The 20812-nt window shown below is 51.8% G+C and carries 16 protein-coding genes, 6 tRNA genes and 1 other RNA gene; 13 read left to right on the forward strand and 10 right to left on the reverse strand.

Translation table 11 applies throughout. From position 1 onward, the window contains the following. Positions 1-36: 36 nt before the first annotated feature. Complete coding sequence (gene alaC, locus LCD46_15975) at positions 37-1275, reverse strand: alanine transaminase (GenBank protein UOY69563.1); 1239 nt, start codon at positions 1273-1275, stop codon at positions 37-39. Positions 1276-1661: 386 nt separating this feature from the next. On the opposite strand from alaC, the gene LCD46_15980 reads away from it, so the two are divergent. After that, positions 1662-3368: a sensor histidine kinase gene (locus LCD46_15980; protein UOY69564.1), complete on the forward strand. Its 1707-nt coding sequence runs from the start codon at positions 1662-1664 to the stop codon at positions 3366-3368. A 3-nt stretch (positions 3369-3371) separates the two neighbouring features. Continuing rightward, positions 3372-4103 (forward strand): LytTR family DNA-binding domain-containing protein, encoded by a 732-nt coding sequence (locus LCD46_15985; GenBank protein UOY69565.1) that lies wholly within the window; start codon positions 3372-3374, stop codon positions 4101-4103. A gap of 32 nt (positions 4104-4135) precedes the next feature. Here the strand turns inward: LCD46_15985 and glk are convergent, their stop codons facing one another. Continuing rightward, a complete protein-coding gene (gene glk, locus LCD46_15990) occupies positions 4136-5101 on the reverse strand; it encodes a glucokinase (GenBank protein UOY69566.1) in 966 nt (321 codons plus the stop codon). A gap of 205 nt (positions 5102-5306) precedes the next feature. Between glk and LCD46_15995 the strand changes: the two genes are divergently transcribed. After that, on the forward strand, positions 5307-6542 hold the full coding sequence (locus LCD46_15995) for an ion channel protein (protein ID UOY69567.1): 1236 nt from the start codon (positions 5307-5309) through the stop codon (positions 6540-6542). On the opposite strand, the gene ipdC is transcribed toward LCD46_15995, so the two are convergent. Beyond that, entirely contained in the window at positions 6543-8201 is a 1659-nt protein-coding gene (gene ipdC, locus LCD46_16000) for an indolepyruvate decarboxylase (protein ID UOY69568.1), read from the reverse strand. Positions 8202-8385: 184 nt separating this feature from the next. Here ipdC and mgrA point away from each other — a divergent pair, with 184 nt between their 5' ends. After that, the gene (gene mgrA, locus LCD46_16005) at positions 8386-9384 is read left to right on the forward strand and encodes an L-glyceraldehyde 3-phosphate reductase (protein ID UOY69569.1); all 999 of its coding nucleotides are present in this window, start codon (positions 8386-8388) and stop codon (positions 9382-9384) included. Positions 9385-9511: 127 nt separating this feature from the next. After that, the gene (locus tag LCD46_16010) at positions 9512-9850 is read left to right on the forward strand and encodes a DUF2502 domain-containing protein (protein ID UOY69570.1); all 339 of its coding nucleotides are present in this window, start codon (positions 9512-9514) and stop codon (positions 9848-9850) included. A 41-nt stretch (positions 9851-9891) separates the two neighbouring features. On the opposite strand, the gene LCD46_16015 is transcribed toward LCD46_16010, so the two are convergent. Further along, complete coding sequence (locus LCD46_16015; protein ID UOY69571.1) at positions 9892-11130, reverse strand: Nramp family divalent metal transporter; 1239 nt, start codon at positions 11128-11130, stop codon at positions 9892-9894. A gap of 351 nt (positions 11131-11481) precedes the next feature. On the opposite strand from LCD46_16015, the gene nupC reads away from it, so the two are divergent. After that, a complete protein-coding gene (gene nupC, locus LCD46_16020) occupies positions 11482-12669 on the forward strand; it encodes a nucleoside permease NupC (GenBank protein UOY69572.1) in 1188 nt (395 codons plus the stop codon). A gap of 45 nt (positions 12670-12714) precedes the next feature. Here nupC and LCD46_16025 read toward each other — a convergent pair whose 3' ends face one another. The 3 genes from LCD46_16025 to LCD46_16035 all read right to left on the reverse strand — a co-directional run bounded on the left by LCD46_16025 (position 12715) and on the right by LCD46_16035 (position 15312). Beyond that, the gene (locus tag LCD46_16025; GenBank protein ID UOY69573.1) at positions 12715-14904 is read right to left on the reverse strand and encodes a sensor domain-containing phosphodiesterase; all 2190 of its coding nucleotides are present in this window, start codon (positions 14902-14904) and stop codon (positions 12715-12717) included. A 215-nt stretch (positions 14905-15119) separates the two neighbouring features. Further along, positions 15120-15195: transfer RNA gene (locus LCD46_16030), tRNA-Ala, on the reverse strand. Positions 15196-15236: 41 nt separating this feature from the next. Continuing rightward, positions 15237-15312, reverse strand: a tRNA-Ala gene (locus LCD46_16035). A gap of 217 nt (positions 15313-15529) precedes the next feature. On the opposite strand from LCD46_16035, the gene LCD46_16040 reads away from it, so the two are divergent. Together LCD46_16040 and LCD46_16045 are read left to right on the forward strand one after the other, a co-directional pair. Continuing rightward, positions 15530-15892, forward strand: coding sequence for a putative DNA-binding transcriptional regulator (locus LCD46_16040; protein ID UOY69574.1), 363 nt, complete (start codon positions 15530-15532; stop codon positions 15890-15892). Between the two features lies 1 nt (position 15893). Beyond that, positions 15894-16286 (forward strand): putative DNA-binding transcriptional regulator, encoded by a 393-nt coding sequence (locus LCD46_16045; GenBank protein UOY69575.1) that lies wholly within the window; start codon positions 15894-15896, stop codon positions 16284-16286. Positions 16287-16330: 44 nt separating this feature from the next. Here LCD46_16045 and gltX read toward each other — a convergent pair whose 3' ends face one another. After that, entirely contained in the window at positions 16331-17746 is a 1416-nt protein-coding gene (gltX, locus tag LCD46_16050; GenBank protein ID UOY69576.1) for a glutamate--tRNA ligase, read from the reverse strand. A gap of 258 nt (positions 17747-18004) precedes the next feature. Here gltX and LCD46_16055 point away from each other — a divergent pair. From LCD46_16055 to LCD46_16075, 5 genes are all read left to right on the forward strand, one after another. Continuing rightward, positions 18005-18080, forward strand: a tRNA-Val gene (locus LCD46_16055). Between the two features lie 42 nt (positions 18081-18122). Next, positions 18123-18198: transfer RNA gene (locus tag LCD46_16060), tRNA-Val, on the forward strand. Between the two features lie 29 nt (positions 18199-18227). Then, positions 18228-18303 (forward strand) — tRNA-Val (locus LCD46_16065). A gap of 4 nt (positions 18304-18307) precedes the next feature. After that, positions 18308-18383, forward strand: a tRNA-Lys gene (locus tag LCD46_16070). 29 nt (positions 18384-18412) lie between these two features. Next, positions 18413-18538: non-coding RNA, RtT sRNA (locus LCD46_16075), on the forward strand. 43 nt (positions 18539-18581) lie between these two features. Here the strand turns inward: LCD46_16075 and LCD46_16080 are convergent. After that, positions 18582-19469, reverse strand: a complete 888-nt coding sequence (locus tag LCD46_16080; protein ID UOY69577.1) for a LysR family transcriptional regulator — start codon at positions 19467-19469, stop codon at positions 18582-18584. A gap of 67 nt (positions 19470-19536) precedes the next feature. After that, positions 19537-20793 (reverse strand): nucleoside permease, encoded by a 1257-nt coding sequence (locus LCD46_16085; protein UOY69578.1) that lies wholly within the window; start codon positions 20791-20793, stop codon positions 19537-19539. Positions 20794-20812 lie beyond the last annotated feature (19 nt).

The following is a 20812-nucleotide window of genomic DNA, read 5'->3' on the forward strand; positions in this document are numbered from 1 at the left end:
CAAAAAAACAGGAGCCATCGGCTCCTGTTTTTTATCTCATGACGACGCGGGATTTTCAGCAATATTTTTTGATGAAAGCAGCCCGTCAGCACGGAACATACTCTTAATGCCCCTCACTGCCTGACGAATACGGTCGCTGTTTTCAATCAGGGCGAATCGCACATGGGTGTCGCCATAGTCGCCAAAGCCAATGCCAGGTGACACACACACCTTTGCATCCTGCAGCAGCTTTTTGGCAAACTCCAGGGAACCCATCGCCGCATACGGTTCAGGAATTTTCGCCCAGACGTACATGGACGCTTTCGGCATTTCTACCATCCAGCCCGCTTCATGTAACCCTTTCACCAGCACATCGCGACGACGTTTATACTGGGCCGCAATCTCATGAACACACTGCTGATCGCCCTCAAGAGCCGCAATAGCCGCGACCTGTAGCGGCGTAAAAGTGCCGTAGTCGTGGTAACTCTTGATTCGCGCCAGTGCACTCACCAGCGTTTTGTTACCCACCATAAAGCCAATTCGCCAGCCTGCCATGTTGTAGCTTTTAGACAGGGTAAAGAACTCTACTGCCACATCGCGCGCGCCCGGAACCTGCATAATAGACGGGGCTTTCCAGCCGTCGTAGACGATGTCTGCATAGGCTAAATCATGAACCACCAGTACGTCATAACGCTTAGCCAGGGCTACAACTTTCTCGAAGAAATCAAGCTCCACACACTGCGCCGTTGGGTTCGACGGGAAACCAAGGATCATCATCTTCGGTTTCGGGTAACTTTCGCGAATCGCACGTTCCAGTTCGTTGAAGAAATCGACACCTTCCACCAGCGGCACAGAACGTACCTGCGCCCCGGCAATCACCGCACCATAGATATGGATCGGGTAGCTTGGATTCGGAACCAGGACCGTATCACCGTGATCCAGCGTCGCCAACATCAGGTGTGCCAGGCCCTCTTTCGAGCCAATGGTCACAATGGCTTCACTTTCAGGATCGATATCAACCTGGTAGCGATCCTGATACCAGCGCGAGATCGCGCGACGTAACCGAGGAATACCGCGAGACGTTGAGTAGCCGTGCGTATCAGGACGCTGGGCAACCGTGCAGAGTTTCTCAACAATATGCGGTGGAGTTGGGCCGTCAGGGTTCCCCATACTGAAATCAATGATGTCTTCGCCACGACGACGTGCAGCCATCTTCAGTTCAGCGGTGATATTGAAAACATAAGGGGGGAGACGATCGATGCGCGTAAAACGGCGTTCAGGACTGAATTCAGCCATAGATTCCTCAGATTAACGTTAGCGCCCGGACCGTCCGAGCGACGCTGCCACGCATGTGGCGTGCTTAGAAAATAACCTGAAAAAAATCATGCTGTCGAGAGGGAAATGAAAAAAAAGCGATCGCGCTAAAACCGGAACCCTGCTGTGTTAAAAAGCGGAAGCACCAAAGGGGAATTCGGCTGTCTGATAGCTGTTTTTTAACACAATGATATCAAAGCAGTTACCTGTCGATACGTCGATAATAAAAAATCGGGACATGTCAGCACACACCGGATAATCCCCTTTGTAAACTATGGTTTTTCCTCATTTGATAAACCTGACGGATAGCTGGTCAATACGCGCCAGGTTTTTTATCATGGTTCTTTCCCGTTACCCCAGGTCTACTCGTGCACGAAATATTCACTATGCTGTTGGCGGTTTTTGACCGGGCGGCATTAATGCTGATTTGCCTGTTCTTCCTTATTCGCATTCGCTTGTTTCGCGAGCTTTTGCATAAGTCTGCACACTCCCCCAAAGAGCTACTGGCTGTTACCGCCATCTTTTCACTGTTTGCGCTGTTCAGCACCTGGTCCGGCGTGCCGGTTGAGGGGTCGCTCGTTAACGTGCGGATTATTGCCGTCATGTCCGGCGGAATTTTGTTTGGCCCGTGGGTGGGCGTCATCACCGGCATGATTGCCGGCACCCATCGCTACCTGATTGATATTGGTGGCGTGACGGCTGTGCCGTGCTTTATCACCAGCATTATTGCCGGGGTACTTTCCGGGTGGATTAACCGCAAGATCCCGAAAAAGCAACGCTGGCGCGCCGGGATCATTGCGGGCATGGTGTGCGAAACGCTGACCATGATCCTGGTCGTGGTGTGGGCTCCCACCACCGCACTGGGGCTGGATATCGTCTCGAAAATTGGTATTCCAATGATCCTGGGCAGCGTCTGTATCGGTTTTATCGTGCTGCTGGTGCAAAGTGTCGAAGGGGAAAAGGAGGCAAGTGCTGCCCGTCAGGCCAAGCTGGCGCTCGATATTGCCAACAAAACCCTGCCGCTATTCCGCCACGTTAACGCGGAATCACTGCGTCAGGTCTGCGAGATTATCCGCCACGATATTCACGCTGATGCCGTCGCCATCACCAACATCGACCACGTGCTAGCCTATGTCGGTGTTGGGGAGCACAACTATCACGACAACGATGACACCATCAGCCCGACCACCAGACAGGCGATTAACTACGGCAAAATCATTATCAAAAACAATGATGAAGCCCACCGGACGCCGGAAATCCACTCCATGCTGGTGATCCCGTTATGGGAAAAAGGTGTCGTGACGGGCACGCTGAAAATTTATTACTGCCACGCGCATCAGATCACCTCCTCACTTCAGGAGATGGCCATCGGCCTGTCGCAGATTATCTCCACACAACTGGAAGTTTCCCGGGCGGAGCAACTGCGTGAAATGGCAAATAAGGCAGAGTTGCGCGCACTGCAGAGCAAAATCAATCCCCATTTCCTGTTTAACGCGCTGAACGCGATTTCCTCGTCCATTCGTCTTAATCCGGACACCGCGCGCCAGCTGATTTTTAACCTGTCCCGCTATCTGCGCTACAACATCGAGCTGAAAGATGACGAGCAGATCGACATCAAAAAAGAGCTGTACCAGATTAAAGACTACATCGCGATTGAGCAGGCACGCTTTGGCGACAAGCTCACGGTCATTTACGATATTGATGAAGAGGTCAACTGCGTGATCCCGAGCCTGCTAATCCAGCCGCTGGTCGAAAACGCGATTGTTCACGGTATTCAGCCCTGTAAAGGCAAAGGTGTCGTCACTATCAGCGTCACCGAAAGCGGCAACCGGGTGCGCATTGCCGTACGCGATACCGGCCACGGTATTGATCCCAAAGTTATTGAGCGCGTGGAATCTAACGAGATGCCCGGGAATAAAATCGGGCTGCTGAACGTGCACCATCGGGTCAAACTGCTCTACGGCGACGGGCTGCATATTCATCGCCTTGAACCGGGTACCGAAATCGCTTTTTACGTTCCGAATGAACGTTCATCCGTTCATGCGGCAACATCCCTGTTACCCCTGGTGGAGTGACCTATGAAAGTCATCATCGTAGAAGATGAAATTCTGGCTCAACAGGAGCTAACCTGGCTTATCAAAACCCACAGCCAGATGGAGATTGTGGGTACCTTTGACGATGGTCTGGATGTGCTGAAGTTTCTGCAGCACAACCGGGTCGACGCTATTTTTCTGGATATTAATATTCCGTCGCTGGATGGCGTATTGCTGGCGCAAAACATCAATCAGTTTGCCCATAAGCCGTTCATTGTTTTCGTCACCGCCTGGAAAGAGCACGCCGTGGAAGCCTTCGAACTGGAGGCATTTGACTATATTCTTAAGCCTTACCAGGAGTCGCGTATTATCAGCATGCTGCAAAAGCTGGAAGCCGCATGGCAGCAGCAGACTGCTCCCGCTAGCGCCACCCCCACGGTACGTGAAAATGACACCATTAATCTGGTCAAAGATGAACGTATCATTGTGACGCCAGTCAACGATATTTATTACGCCGAAGCGCATGAAAAGATGACGTTTGTCTATACGCGTCGAGAATCTTATGTGATGGCGATGAACATCACCGAGTTCTGCAGCAAGCTGCCTGCGGCACACTTTTTCCGCTGTCACCGTTCGTTCTGCGTGAATTTAAATAAGATCCGCGAGATCGAACCCTGGTTTAACAACACCTACATTTTGCGTCTGAAGGATCTGGATTTTCAGGTGCCGGTGAGCCGCAGCAAGGTGAAAGAGTTTCGTCAGTTGATGCATCTGTAAAGCGCCCCCTCACGCAGGAGAGGGCAATATCGTCAAAGGATTTGACCGAGAACCTGACGCAGATGGGCTCCCGAGCCAAGAAGACCAGGGTTATCGTGCACGATGAGGTAGACAGGGATGTCCTGCACGTAGCTTCTGAAACGCCCTTTATCTTCAAACCCACCGCGGAAACCAGAGGCTTTAAAGAAATCGAGGAAACGCGGCACGATCCCGCCCGCAATATAAACACCACCGAATGTGCCCAACGTCAGTGCCAGGTTGCCGCCGAAACGACCCATGATCACGCAGAACAGCGACAGTGCACGGCGGCAGTCAATGCAGCTGTCCGCCAGCGCACGTTCGGTCACGTCTTTCGGCTGCAGGTTTTCCGGCAGTCGACCGTCCGATTTCACAATCGCACGGTACAGGTTGACCAGCCCGGGGCCGGAAAGGACGCGCTCAGCGGAGACGTGTCCAATCTCTGCGCGCAACTCTTCAAGGATAATGCCCTCTTCTTCGCTGTTTGGCGCAAAGTCAACATGCCCCCCCTCGCCCGGCAGGCTTACCCAGCGCTGAGCAACGTGCACCAGATGCGATACCCCCAGACCGGTTCCTGCGCCATAGACGGCTATCGGTTTGCCTTCGACTGGCTCCGCACCGCCAAACTGAATCAGATGCTCGGGCTTCAGCATAGGGATTGCCATCGAAACCGCAGTGAAATCATTGATGATTTCAAGATGCGCAAAACGGAGATTTTTTTTCATCTCCGCGATGGAAAATGCCCAGGTATGGTTTGTCATCGCAACCCAGTCACCCGTTATCGGGCAGGCAATGGCAATGCAGCCATCTTCGACGCTCACCTGACGCTCTTCCAAATAGACGCGGACAACGGCCTCAAGGCTTGGGTAATCCAGCCCTGAGTAGGTTTTCGCTTGAGAAATCTCCCCCGTGTTTACATCGCAGAGAGCAAGACGTGCGTTAGTCCCACCCACATCACCTACTAAAGCATACTTTGTCATTCTTCTACTGCTCCGCTAAAGTCAGAATAAATCTTTGGGACACTGTAAATTCAAGGCTGGATAACAACAACGACCTGAAGGCAGCTACCCCAGGATTGTCGATCTTCGTCACAGAATAACTTTACCGTTTCAGCACCTTTTGCACTATTGCCATAAAGCTGATTGTGCAAAGTAACGTAATACCGTTTTGTACAAGGAAATCATCATGCTCCACCCGCGAGCCAGAACCATGCTCCTGCTGGCAATTCCGGCGTTAATTATTGGCGTTGCCTCAAGTCTGGTGCTCATTGTCGTGATGAAAGTCGCGTCGGTGCTGCAAACGATGTTATGGGCAGCGCTTCCTGCAAAGCTGGGGGTCAACGTTGATTCTCCTGCATGGGTTATTTTGATGCTGACGTTAACCGGTATTGCGGTGGGGCTGGTGATCCGTTTCAGTCCCGGACATGCCGGGCCCGACCCGGCGCAGGAACCCTTGATCGGTGCTCCGGTTCCCCCTTCGGCGCTGCCGGGGTTGATCATCGCGTTGATTCTGGGTCTGGCGGGCGGCGTCAGTCTTGGGCCGGAACATCCGATCATGGCGGTTAACATCGGACTGGCGGTTTTCCTCGGTGCACGCATTTTGCCCCGTGTTGGCGCACTGGACTGGACTATCCTTGCCTCCGCAGGCACCATCGGAGCGCTTTTTGGCACGCCCGTTGCCGCCGCGCTGATCTTTTCGCAGACGCTCAGCAGCAACAACGATGTCCCGCTGTGGGATAAACTCTTTGCGCCGCTGATGGCCGCTGCTGCCGGCGCATTGACGACCAGCCTGTTTTTCCATCCCCATTTTTCACTCACCCTTCCCCACTATGGCCAGATGCAGATAGCCGATATCTTCAGCGGTGCCATCGTCGCCGCCATCGCCATTGCGCTGGGAATGGTGGCGGTATGGTGTCTTCCGCGTCTTCACCGGCTGATGCATAAGCTTAAGCACCCGGTATTCATTCTGGGAGTGGGTGGTTTCATTCTTGGTATTTTAGGGGCCATCGGCGGGGCGGTGACGTTGTTCAAAGGTCTGGATGAGATGCAGCAACTGGCCTTCAGCCAGGTGTTTAGCGTTTCAGATTATCTGCTGTTTGCGGTGATCAAACTGGCGGCGCTGGTAGTGGCTTCAGCCTGTGGTTTTCGCGGCGGGCGTATTTTCCCGGCGGTGTTTGTCGGTGTGGCGCTGGGGCTGATGCTGCACGGGCATGTGGATGCCGTCCCGGCGGCCATTACCGTATCCTGTTCGATTCTGGGGCTGGTTCTGGTGGTCACGCGCGATGCGTGGTTAAGTTTATTTATGGCGGCAGTCGTCGTGCCGGATTCGACGCTTTTCCCTCTGCTCTGCATCGTGATGTTGCCCGCCTGGCTCCTGCTGGCGGGCAAACCCATGATGATGGCATGGCGTAACGATAAGTAATCAGGCGCTATTACGCGCTTCCAGCGCTTTAGTAATGGCCCCCAGCAGCGGCGGGATGTCTGCTTTCGGCAGCATCACCTCAATCAGCGAGAGCCGCTCATGGTGGGCCACTTTTTCAAGCACGTCCACCAGCTGTTCCGCTTCACTGACCCGCCAGCACTGAGCCTGAGGATCAAGGCTCAGTGCCTGTGGTATTTGCGTCCAGTTCCACAACGCAATGTCGTTGTACCGCTGTTCCGGCCCGTGGATCGCTCGTTCAACCGTGTACCCTTCGTTGTTAAGCACAAGGATGATGGGGTGCTGTTTATCACGCAACATCGATCCAAGCTCCTGAATAGTCAGCTGAGCCGCACCATCCCCTGTCAGGACAATTACGCGCCGATTCGGACATGCCGTTTGCGCACCGAATGCTGCCGCCAGCGTATAACCAATCGACCCCCACAGCGGCTGGACGATAAAATTCACGTCTGCCGGTAGTCTAAGGTCAATCGCGCCGAAGGCCGAGGTGCCCTGATCCGCAAGAATGATATCTCCCGGGCGAATGAACGTTTGCAACGTTCGCCAGAAATTGTCCTGGGTAAGTGAGCCATCTGGCTGCGGGTAGGCCATTGCACCATGAGAAGACGGTACAGGCTTATCGTGCACGTGCTGTTTGCACAGCTCCACCAGCGTCTCAATCGCCTGAAGCATCGGAATACCGGTAAACCAGATATCGCCGACGCGAGCGGCATGAGGCTGGACTTCTATCGTTTGCGCCGGGGTTAACTGATGGGTGAACCCCGCCGTCAGGGTATCGGTAAAACGCGTGCCGATGCACAACACCGTGTCCGCCCCTTCAATCGCCTCTTTTACCGCGCCGGCGCTGGCTGAACCACTGTACGTGCCGTAAAAACCAGTGTGACGTTCATCGAATATGCCTTTGCCCATCAGCATGGTGGCATGCGCCATCGGTACGTCCTTCACCCATTTTTGTAATGCATGTTTAAGGCCATGACGCAGGACCAGGAAATCCGCCAGGAGTGCAGTACGCTTGCTTCTGGCCAGCTTGCTCTCTGCAGCATCGCGAAACGCCTTCAGGCACGCACTATCGGCATGAGCATGCTTCAGGGTGAGAGCGTTTACAGGAGGTGTAGCCGCTTTTTTTGCCACATCGGCAGGCAACATCAGGTAGCCGGGACGGCGTTCACGGAGCATCGTGGTCAGCACCCGGTCTATCTCATAACAGGCATTTTGTTCGGTCAGGATCGCCTGTGCGACAGTGATCGGTTCGCTCATATGGTAAAAATGACGAAACTCGCCATCACCCAATGTATGATGCAGCAACTCCCCTCTTTGCTGTGACGCCGTACCCGGCGCCCCCACAATATGTAGTACCGGCACGTGCTCAGCATAGCTGCCAGCGATACCGTTCATGGCACTTAATTCTCCAACGCCGAATGTCGTCAGCAGCGCGGCAAAACCCTTACATCGGGCGTATCCGTCAGCGGCATAAGATGCATTTAACTCGTTGGCACAGCCCACCCAACAGATATCCGGGCTGTCTATCACATGGTCGAGAAACTGCAGGTTATAGTCGCCCGGCACGCCAAACAGATGATCGGCTCCACAATCTGTAAGACGGTCCAGCAGGTAATCGGCGACGCAGTATGGGGTACGCATGACAGGTATCCTTCTTATGTTGACCTCACTTTGAGTATTAAAGAAGCGTGATGGCTGTCCAGAATTGGCAGCAAGAAGAGCATGGAAAGAATGCTTTACAAAAATGGCTGCGTTATTCTCCTTTTCTTCACGGTAGTGTAAACGCATACACTGATTTTTCTTTTCAGCGCCAGAGGTCATGAGAATGGGTTATCAGCCGGACAAAAATCGTTATCAGACAATGCAGTACCGTCGCTGTGGACAGAGTGGCCTGAAATTGCCAGCCATCTCCCTTGGGCTTTGGCATAACTTCGGTGACGCCACGCTTATCGAAAACAGCCGTCAACTTTTACAGCGCGCCTTCGATCTGGGCATCACACATTTCGACCTTGCTAATAACTATGGCCCGCCCCCGGGATCGGCTGAACGTAATTTCGGACGTATTTTGCAGGAGGAATTCCTGCCATGGCGCGACGAATTGATCATCTCAACCAAAGCGGGCTATACCATGTGGGAAGGCCCTTACGGTGACTGGGGGTCACGCAAATATCTGCTGGCAAGCCTGGATCAAAGCCTGAAACGCATGGGACTGGAGTATGTTGATATCTTCTACCATCATCGTCCTGACCCACACACGCCGCTGCAGGAAACAATGAAAGCGCTTGACCATGTCGTGCGTCAGGGAAAAGCGCTGTATGTCGGGTTATCCAACTATCCCGCTGAACTGGCTCGTAAAGCAATAGATATCCTTGAAGACCTTGGTACGCCCTGCCTGATCCACCAGCCGAAATACTCTATGTTTGAACGCGCGCCGGAAGAGGGTTTGCTGGATGTACTGCTGGAAAAAGGGGTCGGGTGTATTCCCTTCTCGCCACTGGCAGGAGGTCAACTGACCAACCGCTATCTGAATGGTATACCTGCAGACTCACGTGCGGCGAGTGGCAGTCAGTTCCTTAACCCTGACCAGATCACTGAAGAGAAGCTGGTTAAGGTCAGAAAACTGAACGCCCTGGCGGAAAGCCGCAGCCAGAAGCTGTCCCAGATGGCGCTGGCATGGATCTTACGCCATGAATCGGTGACATCTGTACTTATTGGGGCAAGCAAGGCCGCCCAGATTGATGACGCCGTGGGCATGCTGGAAAACCGCCATTTTTCAGATGAAGAACTGAACATAATTGAAGGGATCCTTGGCAGTTCAAATTAATAGCGCTTTTAGCAAAAAGTGCTCTCATTCATGAATTCGGAGTTCAGGCGATGAAACGAGGCTTTACCAACTCGTAATATTGAGTTAACAGGCCCAACGAAGGCCCCGATCGTGAAGGAGAAAGAGTATGTTCAGGTCACTGATTCTTGCAGCGGTATTACTGGCTTCGGCCCCGCTGATCGCCACTGCGGGCGAAATCACCCTGTTGCCATCCGTAAAATTACAAATTGGCGATCGTGACGATTACGGCAGATACTGGGACGGTGGCTATTGGCGCGACCGTGACTACTGGCATCGTCATTATGAGTGGCGTGGAGATCGCTGGTGGAAACATGATAACGGCAGACACCGTGGCTGGTATAAAGATAATGCCTATGAGCGCGGTTACCGTGAAGGCTGGAACGATCGTGACGACCACCGTGGCGGCTGGGGTCGCGGTAAAGGTCACGGCCATGGCCATCATTAATGCAAAAAGGAGCCTCACGGCTCCTTTTTCTTAATTAAACCTTACAGACCTAACACTGTTCCAATCAACAACCACAGGTTCAGCGCCACCACCACCACGACTATGGCCCAGCCGGTTCTTTTCACCAGCGTTGTGTTGACCAGGTCGCCCATCAGGGTTTTATTGCTGGTAAAGATCAGTAGCGGCACCAGCGCCAGCGCGATACCAAAACTCAACAAAACCTGACTCATGACCAGGATCCTCGTTGGATCGAGCCCCATCAGAATCACGATAAATGACGGCAGCATCGTGACAGAGCGGCGCACCCACAGTGGAATATGGAAACGAACAAACCCCTGCATGACCACCTGCCCTGCCAGCGTCCCCACAACCGTAGATGAGAGACCAGCGGCCACCAGACTCAGACCAAATATCGTGGCAGCAGCATGGCTCAGTAACGGCTCCAGTGTGAGATAAGCCTGATCGAGATCGGCAATACCGGTGTGGCCGTTAAAGTGGAAAGCGGCCGCGGCAGTCGCCATCATCGCCAGATTCACAAAACCAGCAATTGTCATGGCGATAGCCACATCCCATTTGGTCGCAGAGTAACGCTCTTTACGCGTGCCGCCGTGGAGATGCTGAGTCAGCGAAGAGTGCAGATAAATGACATGCGGCATGATGGTCGCCCCCAGCACACCGGCGGCCAGAAATACGGCTTCAGAGGTTGGCAGACTTGGGATCACCATCCCTCTACCGAGCTGAGCCAGATTGGGTTGTGAGAAAATCAGCTCGACAATATAGGCCGCAGCGACAAACAACAGCAGACCGCCAATAACTTTCTCCAGCGGTTTTTGCCCCCGACGCTGTAACATCAAAATCAGGAAGGTGGCGATCCCGGTCAGTACCGCCCCCTGCAACAGCGACACGCCCAGAATCAATTTAAAGCCGATCGCCGCACCGATAAATTCAGCGAGATCGGTCGCCATGGCGATGATTTCGGCCTGAACCCAGTAGAGCCAGACCGCCGGGCGCGGGTAATGGTCACGAATTTGCTCAGCCAGGTTTTTACCTGTGGCAATCCCAAGCTTTGCGGAGAGCATCTGAATCAGCATCGCCATCAGGTTAGCCCAGACGACCACCCACAGCAGTTTATAGCCGAAGCTCGCCCCGGCCTGAATATTGGTCGCAAAATTGCCCGGATCGATATAGCCAATGGCAGCAATGAACGCAGGTCCCATTAATGCGAACCGCAACTTGCGCGCTGCTCTGCCACTGCTACCCTCTACGCGACTGTTTGTCATTTCTGCCTCTGAAAATATAGCCTTTGCTATGTTTAATGCTATCAAAATGAGAATGATTATCAAGATCATTTGTGAAGTTTACAGTGATTTCTCTGATAGCTTTGGACGATAGACAGGCGGGTAAGCTGAGGGCGACCTGACAAAAACTGAAATCGCGCGCTCTTTTGTGAAGACTAGCACACAAACTTAACTTTTCACTCATTTACCTAACATAACAAAAATGTATTGTGGATCACTAATTTTGAGACTCGTCACAGGATGTAACTATAGTGTGCCCTTGATCTCGTTTTCTTTTCCTTCGTTACATAGAATGTGCAAGAAAATTAAACCTGCCTCAAATTTGGAGCAAATATGGACCGCGTCCTTCATTTTGTCCTGGCACTTGTTGTCGTTACTGCACTTGCATTGCTGGTCAGCACAGACCGCAAAAAAATTCGTATTCGTTATGTTGTCCAACTGCTGGTCATTGAAGTTTTACTCGCCTGGTTCTTCCTGAACTCCAACGTGGGGCTTGGCTTCGTAAAAGGCTTCTCCGAAATGTTCGAAAAACTGCTCGGGTTTGCCAACGAAGGGACAAACTTCGTCTTCGGTAAAATGAACGACGAAGGTCTGGCGTTCTTCTTCCTGAAGGTGCTGTGCCCAATCGTCTTCATCTCTGCGCTGATCGGTATTCTGCAGCACATCCGTGTTCTGCCGTTTATTATTCGTGGAATTGGTTTCCTGTTATCCAAAGTAAACGGTATGGGTAAGCTGGAATCATTCAACGCCGTCAGTTCCCTGATCCTTGGTCAGTCTGAGAACTTCATCGCGTATAAAGATATTCTCGGTAAGATGTCCCGCAACCGCATGTACACCATGGCGGCAACCGCAATGTCTACCGTTTCCATGTCTATCGTGGGCGCGTATATGACCATGCTGGAGCCAAAATACGTGGTTGCTGCACTGGTTCTGAACATGTTCAGCACCTTTATCGTTCTGTCACTGATCAACCCGTACCGCGTTGATGCCAGCGAAGAGAACATCCAGATGTCAAACCTGCACGAAGGTCAGAGCTTCTTCGAAATGCTGGGTGAGTACATTCTGGCAGGTTTCAAAGTGGCGATTATCGTTGCCGCCATGCTGATCGGCTTCATTGCCCTGATTTCTGGCCTGAACGCCCTGTTCGCTGCGGTTCTGGGCATCTCCTTCCAGGGTATTCTGGGCTACATCTTCTACCCTATTGCATGGGTGATGGGTGTTCCGGCTCACGAAGCACTGCAGGTGGGCAGTATTATGGCGACTAAACTGGTGTCTAACGAATTCGTTGCGATGATGGATCTGCAGAAGATTGCCAGCACCCTTTCTCCACGCGCGGAAGGCATTCTGTCCGTGTTCCTGGTTTCATTCGCTAACTTCTCATCCATCGGTATTATCGCCGGTGCGATTAAAGGTTTGAACGAAGAACAGGGTAACGTGGTTTCTCGCTTTGGCCTGAAACTGGTTTACGGCTCTACGCTGGTAAGCGTCCTGTCTGCTTCTATCGCAGCACTGGTACTGTAAGGTTTACTGTTAAAACACAAACCGGGAGCATGGCTCCCGGTTTTTTTATTCCCGCAATTCTTCCAGCGGTGTAGGTTTGCCTATCAGGTAGCCCTGCAGGTAATCCACGCCGAAGCTTAGCAGCATCTCGCGCTGAGCTGGTGTTTCCACATATTCAGCCACCACACACAGAGATTTTGTCTTCGCCAGATTACACATCGACTGGACGATCATCGCATCCATGTCGTCAGTACAAATATCTTTTACAAAGCAGCCATCAATCTTAATGATGTCTGCCTGCAGACGTCTGAGACGCTCATAGTTCGCGTAACCCGTACCAAAGTCATCAATGGCAATCCGGAAACCGTAATCCCGCAACTGTTGGATATTGTTGATACTGCTTCCTGAATTCGAAAAGGCCTGCTCCTCAGTGATTTCGATAATGACGGCCTGAGGGGCTATACCATACCGTTCGAAGAGGGCGCAAATCTCACTGGCCACCTCTTTTTGCATCAGCGTCAACGGCATCAGATTGACAGAAAAACGGGCACCGGCATGCGTCGCAGGGTGATCGCGCAGCCACACCAGTAACTTTTCCATTACACACATATCAAACCGATGACTGAGGTTGAATTGGGCAATCAACGGAATAAAGCGATCGGGAGTAATGATCTCCCCTTCGCTTTCCATCCGCGCCAGAATTTCGTAGTACCCACTCCCGTCAGCCTTCTGGATAGGCTGCGCGTATAAATGAAACTGGCCCGCGTCCAGGGCGTGTTTAATGCGCGCTAACATCAGAACACGTTCTGTCGTTTGTCCGGATACCGCTTCAAGACTATTCGTGAGCGCAAGAACGTTATGCGCGCCGCAGGATTGCTCTGCCAGCCAGCTCAGTTGCCCCAGCGTGTGGTGTAACTTTTCGCCGTTTTCGACCATCCCCCAGGACGCGCCAAATTCAATATCCAGCCCGGTGTTGTTCCAGTAAATCTTACGACTGTTCAGCCGATCAACCATATGCTGAAGGCGCTCAGCGGTTCCCGGGCCCAGCAATACCAGTACCAGCTCGCTGCCAGGTAACTGGAAGAGGGACTCATCTTTCTGCAGAAGTGGCTGAAGCGACGTGGCGATCGTTCGTTTGCAATGGACCCGCATGAGCATCCCGTAGTGGCGGCTCAAAAATTCCAGGTTATCCATACGCAGAATGCTAACTTTTGCATCAGGATGATTCTCAAGATAATCCTCCAGCGCACGAATATTGGGCAAACCCGTCAGCGGATCGGTCAGCGCCCGGCCCTGCCAGCCCCGTTTTAACCACTCGCTGCGCTGATAAATGCGCGACATGTAAAGCAAACAGATGGCGAAAGAGATAAGCACGGAGAGGATAAAGGAGAGCGAATGGCCCGATTCAACCCCATTGAGGAAGTTATAGTTGTAGGTCAACAGCAGGAGTGCAGATACGGCCCAGAGCAAAGAGATAAGCGCATAGGTCAGGCGACTTATCGCTAACGTAAAAAGAATAAAAATCAGCGGCATCAAATAGCCCGCAATGACGGGAGATTCAAAAGGTCCACATAAAATGACGAGAATGAAACTTAAAAACATCAGCCAGACAAAAATATATAATGAATTTTTGTGAAGAAACACAGGCTTCACGCTTCGCCGCCAGAACGTGATGGCATAGCGAGGATTAATTATCATTCTTAATGGGTAATAGAACATCATGGTAAAAATCAACGCCGCGCAGATCAGACTTTGAATATCCACCACATTGTAAATTACCGTTCCTTCGCCGAAGAAGGTTGAAATTGTCACCGGGAAATCAAACAAATAGCCTGCCATATACATCGACAGCTTAATACCTATTGGCACGATAAAACCGAGCCAGAATATACGTAAACCGATGTGCTTGTTAGGGATACTGTAACGCCAACGCTTACCCAGCATGAGGCGTAGCAGACCGCACGCTGCGAACAACGCGAAGGTCTGACAAAACAGTAAAACTGAATATTGTAGTGGCGCTAAATTAACATAAAATAAATTAGTGACAGTAAAACCTAACAAAACAGGAAGAATTGCCCTGCGTCCAAATAACAGAATTACCGCCAGCATAACGCTTAGCGGTAACCATGCTAAATAAACGTCATGACCATTAACAATTGCGCGCGGAGAGAGGAAACGGGAGAAAGGTACCGCAATCAGGCAAAGCGCCAGGGCAATCATAAATATCTTTACGTTATTGTAAGTTTTTCTATTCATTAAGCTGATGAGTATATTATCCGTTCGTATCATTGACCGGATGGATAATATGTTTATTAATTGCGCGAAGCAAGTTCAAGTCTAATTATGGACGGGTTTATTGCTTTCGATTGAGGTGAGGTACAGGAATATATCTATTTTTATAACAAAATGTAGTAGTGAGTGTTACAAGCGCATAAAAAAAGCCCTCGTCTTTTGACGAGGGCTTAAAATTTTGGTGGAGCTAAGCGGGATCGAACCGCTGACCTCTTGCATGCCATGCAAGCGCTCTCCCAGCTGAGCTATAGCCCCACATGTTACTTTACTGACCGCACTCTGTTGGGTTCAGAGTTTGGTGGAGCTAAGCGGGATCGAACCGCTGACCTCTTGCATGCCATGCAAGCGCTCTCCCAGCTGAGCTATAGCCCCATCGTAAAGCTGTCATGTTGACGGGCGGCATAATATGAATTCCGCTGCGGAGTGTCAACGGCAAAATCAATGACCGCCGCTCAATCGCCGAAAAATCATGCAAATGAATCACTTTGCGAGCTTGCTCGCAGTCATGAGTTAAGCCTGTCACGTTTTCACGTAAAACGGTGCTATAAAATGAACCGTTAATTATCCCTACAAATATTCAGGAAATTGCATGATCAAGGAACGAATGACGCCAGAAGAGTTAGCCTTGCTCACTGGCTATAGCCGCCAGACCATCAATAAATGGGTACGTAAAGAGGGTTGGATTACATCACCAAAACCGGGAGTCCAGGGTGGGAAAGCGCGTCTGGTACATGTGAACGAAAAAGTACGTGACTTTATCCGCAGCGCACGCCGGGCAACTGAAACGTCTGATATACCAGAAGGTGCCAACCAGGATGGTTCGCTTCACAACCTACTCCTGACGCTGGCCAATGAAATGACACCGGAAGAGCAGAAGCAAATGACATCGCTGTTACTGCGGGAAGGGATAACCGGATTGTTGCAACGTTTAGGGATTCGCGACCAGAACTAATATGAAAAGATTACGTAGTAAAATGACCACGGAAGAGCTGGCGGAGAGTTTGGGTGTTGCCCGACAGACCATTAATCGTTGGATACGTCAACAGGGTTGGAAAACCGAAGGGCTCAATGGCGTAAAAGGCGGTCGGGCGCGGCTAATCCATATTGATGCGCGCGTGAAGGAACATATTATGAGCCTCCCGGCAATCCGTACTCGTCAGGCGGTTTACCATCTGGCAGAAGTCCCCTCATCATACAGTGCCCCCTCTTCAAACCTGCGTTCGGGCATTATCGAAACGCTGGAGAGTATGACCCAGCTAGAGCAGAAGCGTCTGGACACATTATTGAAACGTGAAGGTATTCGCGGCTTTCTTACACGCCTGGGTATTGCTGAATCAAATACATAAAAAAACGGCAGGTTACCCTGCCGTTTCTCGTCCTGAAGACTTAATTACTGCTGACTTTCGCGTTCAGAGATAAAGTCCAGCGCCTTGTTAATACGCGCTACACTGCGCGACTTGCCGATGGCATGGACTGTCACATCCAGCGCCGGGGACTGGCCCGCACCGGTCACCGCAACGCGCAGCGGCATGCCTACTTTCCCCATGCCAACTTCAAGCTCATCAGCAGTTGCCTGAATGGCATGATGCACATTCTCGGCAGTCCATTCGGTAAGAGCCGCCAGCTTGTCACGCACCACTTCCAGCGGCTGACGCGCAACCGGACGCAGATGTTTCTTCGCGGCGTCCGCGTCGAACTCATCAAACTCTTCATAGAAGTAACGGCAGCTTTCGGCGATCTCTTTCAGCGTTTTGCAGCGCTCGCCGAGCAGTTTCACCAGATCCGCCAGCTCTGGGCCAGTGCGGGTATCAATATTTGCCTGCTCAATGTGCCACTGCAGATATGTCGCGACATATTCAGGCGGCATGGTATTGATGTAATGGTGGTTCAGCCACAGCAGCTTGTCGGTATTAAATGCACTCGCCGATTTGCTCACAGAGCTCAGAGAGAACAGATTGATCATCTCTTCGCGGCTGAAGATCTCCTGGTCACCGTGAGCCCAGCCCAGACGCACCAGGTAGTTCAGCAGCGCTTCCGGCAGGTAACCGTCGTCGCGATACTGCATAACGCTTACTGCGCCATGACGTTTAGACAGTTTTTTACCGTCGTCACCGTTGATCATGGATACGTGCGCATAAACAGGCACTGGTGCATTCAGTGCCTTCAGAATGTTGATCTGACGCGGGGTGTTGTTGATATGGTCTTCACCACGAACAACGTGTGTAATTTCCATATCCCAGTCATCAACCACAACGCAGAAGTTATAGGTTGGAGAACCGTCGGTACGGCGGATGATCAGGTCATCCAGCTCCTGATTGCTGAATTCGATCGGGCCACGGATCTGGTCGTCGAAGATCACTGAACCCTCTTGCGGGTTAGCAAAACGCACCACGCATGGCTCATCAGTAGCATGTTCGCTATGGTCATGGCGGCAACGACCGTCATAACGTGGCTTCTCACCGTTCGCCATCTGCTCTTCACGCAGCGCGTCCAGACGTTCTTTGGAGCAGTAGCACTTATACGCCGTGCCCGCGACCAGCATCTCATCAATCACAGCGTTATAGCGGTCGAAACGTTTGGTCTGGAAATACGGGCCTTCATCCCATTCCAGATTCAACCAGTTCATACCATCCATGATGGCTTCAATTGCTTCCGGCGTAGAGCGCTCAAGATCGGTATCTTCAATACGCAGGACGAACTCACCTTTGTTGTGACGAGCAAAAAGCCAGGAATAGAGAGCAGTACGAGCACCACCGACGTGCAGATAGCCTGTCGGGCTCGGCGCGAAGCGAGTTTTGATTTTCATGAAATGGCCTTACGTTATAAAGATGCCGGTATTCGGCAAATCCTGGGGAAAAAACGATGGGCAATATTCTATCACTGTGGGGGGATTCCTCAATGTTGATCCCTTTATCGTGACCGAGTTTGCTATTTTTGTTTAGAAATCATGCTCCACCGCCCATTTCGCGATCGTTTTGTTTAATTTTACGACGAACGAGTAAAAACTTTAGAAAATGCGTTGACTCATTTTCAACTCTCCCTATAATGCGACTCCACACAGCGGGGGTGATTAGCTCAGTTGGTAGAGCATCTCCTTTACACGGAGGGGGTCGGCGGTTCGAGCCCGTCATCACCCACCATCTACTTCACGTAGACTCGCAGTGTAGATAAGAATTGAGATTGGGCGATTAGCTCAGTTGGTAGAGCATCTCCTTTACACGGAGGGGGTCGGCGGTTCGAGCCCGTCATCGCCCACCATTCTCACCTTATCGCAGCAGTTCCGAAATGGGCGATTAGCTCAGTTGGTAGAGCATCTCCTTTACACGGAGGGGGTCGGCGGTTCGAGCCCGTCATCGCCCACCATTTCGGGTCGTTAGCTCAGTTGGTAGAGCAGTTGACTTTTAATCAATTGGTCGCAGGTTCGAATCCTGCACGACCCACCAATGTAAAAAAGCGCCCTAAAGGCGCTTTTTTGCTATCTGCTATATGGATGATTCGAACCTGCTGCAGGTTCGAGCCGAACGCAGTGAGGCACCGGAGCCGTTTACGGCGACGGCCCGAAGGGCGAGCGAAGCGAGTCATCCTGCACGACCCACCAATGTAAAAAAGCGCCCTAAAGGCGCTTTTTTGCTATCTGCAATTTACATCATCGTTAAAGTTGCAATCAACCTTTCTACTGCGGGTGTTGCCTGCTTCGCGTCATATACCACATACAGATCAGCCGGTATGCGCTCGCGCAAAGGGCGGAAGACCACGCCTGGCCACTGCATTTGCGCGTAACTGTCAGCGGCAAGCGTAATCCCCATCCCCATACTAATCATCGCCAGTACCGTCTGTGGTTCAACAGCTTCGCGTACAATCATCGGCGAGAACCCGGCCTGCTGACATACGCGATGTAAAAATGCCCAGTCAGAATGTGCTGAAGGCATGGTGACAAAATACTCATCCTGTAACTCTGAGAGCGTAATAGATGATTCGCTGACCAGTCGGTGATCTTCCGGCATTGCAACAAGAAAAGCGGCATCACGCAATCGCACGCTGGTAAACCCGGCGGTGGGTTCAGTTGCCATTCGCCAGATCCCGACATCCAGCTCACGACGTTCAAGCAAAGCCATCTGCATGACCGGCGATTTTTCGCGAAAAACAACATCAACATTCGGATGCTCTTTCAGGAAAGCGCGCATGACCGTGCGCACCTCGCTCCACATGGCGGTACCGACAATCCCCAGCTCAATGCGCCCCGCCTCACCCCGGCCAATTTGCTCGACGCGAGCCAGCGCCTGGTTTGCACTGGCGAGCAGCCGACGGGACTCTTCCATCAGCACTTTACCGGCATGCGTCAACGCGACACTCCGCGAGTGGCGAATAAACAGTAACGTCCCCAGTTGGCTTTCCAGCTCTTTAATATGCAGGCTTAACGGCGGCTGGGACATATTAAGACGGGCCGCAGCCCGCCCAAAATGCAATTCTTCCGCCACGGCAAGAAAATAACGCAGCAGCTTGAGATCGGTCCGATAGACGCGTTCCATCAAAACATATCCTGGCGATAACATTTAAGCGTCTACCTTAAAGCCTTTCATCGTCCACAGGAAAAATTTAGTGCGCAACTGTGCGCATCTCGCTGTTTTTACTGATGTGGTGATAGTGAAAGCTGAAATAAAACACCACCGCAAGCACCAGCGCATAGGCCGCAAACACCAGCCAGATGGTCTGCCAGTCCTTAACCCCATCCACCGAGAAGTAATCGACTGCCATACCGCTTAACACGGACCCGAAATAAGCACCAATACCGTTAACGGTGGTCATAAACAGCCCTTGCGCGCTGGCACGGATATCAGAGCTCACCTCCTGCTCAACAAACACCGAGCCGGAAATATTGAAGAAGTCGAACGCGCAGCCGTAGACAATCATTGACAGCATGAGCAACGCAAAGCCTGTTGCGGACGGATCGCCAAAGGCAAACAGCCCAAACCGCAACATCCAGGCCACCATGCTCATCAGCATGACGGTTTTAATACCAAATCGTCTGAGGAAGTAAGGAATCGTCAGAATGAAGAATACTTCTGACATCTGCGAGACGGAGAGCAAAATGGACGGGTATTTGACGATAAAGCTCTCCGCATACGCCGGATTACGTGCAAAATCATGCAGAAAAGGGCTGCCAAACGTATTGGTTATCTGCAGCACGGCGCCCAGCAGCATTGCGAATAAAAAGAACACCGCCATGCGGGGTTGTTTAAACAGGATAAATGCATTGAGGCCCAGTTTACTTGCCAGAGACGGAGACGTTTTTGTCGTCGCAACCGGAATGGCCGGTAGCGTCAGAGAGTAGAGCGCCAGTAGCAGGGACGCAGCTGCCGCTATATAGAGCTGCACGTTGCTCAGCTCCGCCCTCATCAGGCTGATGGCCCACATTGCGGCAATAAATCCCACGGTGCCATACACCCGCACTTGCGGAAAATGGCTTACCGTATCCAGCCCTGACTGTTCAAGGCAGGAGTAAGAAATCGTGTTCGACAACGCAATCGTGGGCATAAAGGCCATCGCATTCACCAGCATGACCCAGAACATCAGCCCGGGTTCATTGACCTGCGCGGCATAACAGAGGGCAACGGCACAGACGAGGTGGCAAATCACGTATGCACGGTCTGCTCGCAGCCATTTGTCGGCAATAATCCCCACCAGCGATGGCATAACAATTGCGGCCAGCCCCTTGGAGCTGTAAACCATCCCCACGTCGGAGCCGGTAAAATGTAGAGTGTTAATCATGTAAGCGCCGAGGGTAACCAGCCAACTCCCCCAGATAAAATATTGCATAAAGGACATCATCTTTAAGCGAGTCGTGATGTTCATATTCCATTCCTTATAGCAG

This window comes from Enterobacter ludwigii (genome assembly GCA_023023105.1).
GTDB lineage: Bacteria > Pseudomonadota > Gammaproteobacteria > Enterobacterales > Enterobacteriaceae > Enterobacter > Enterobacter adelaidei.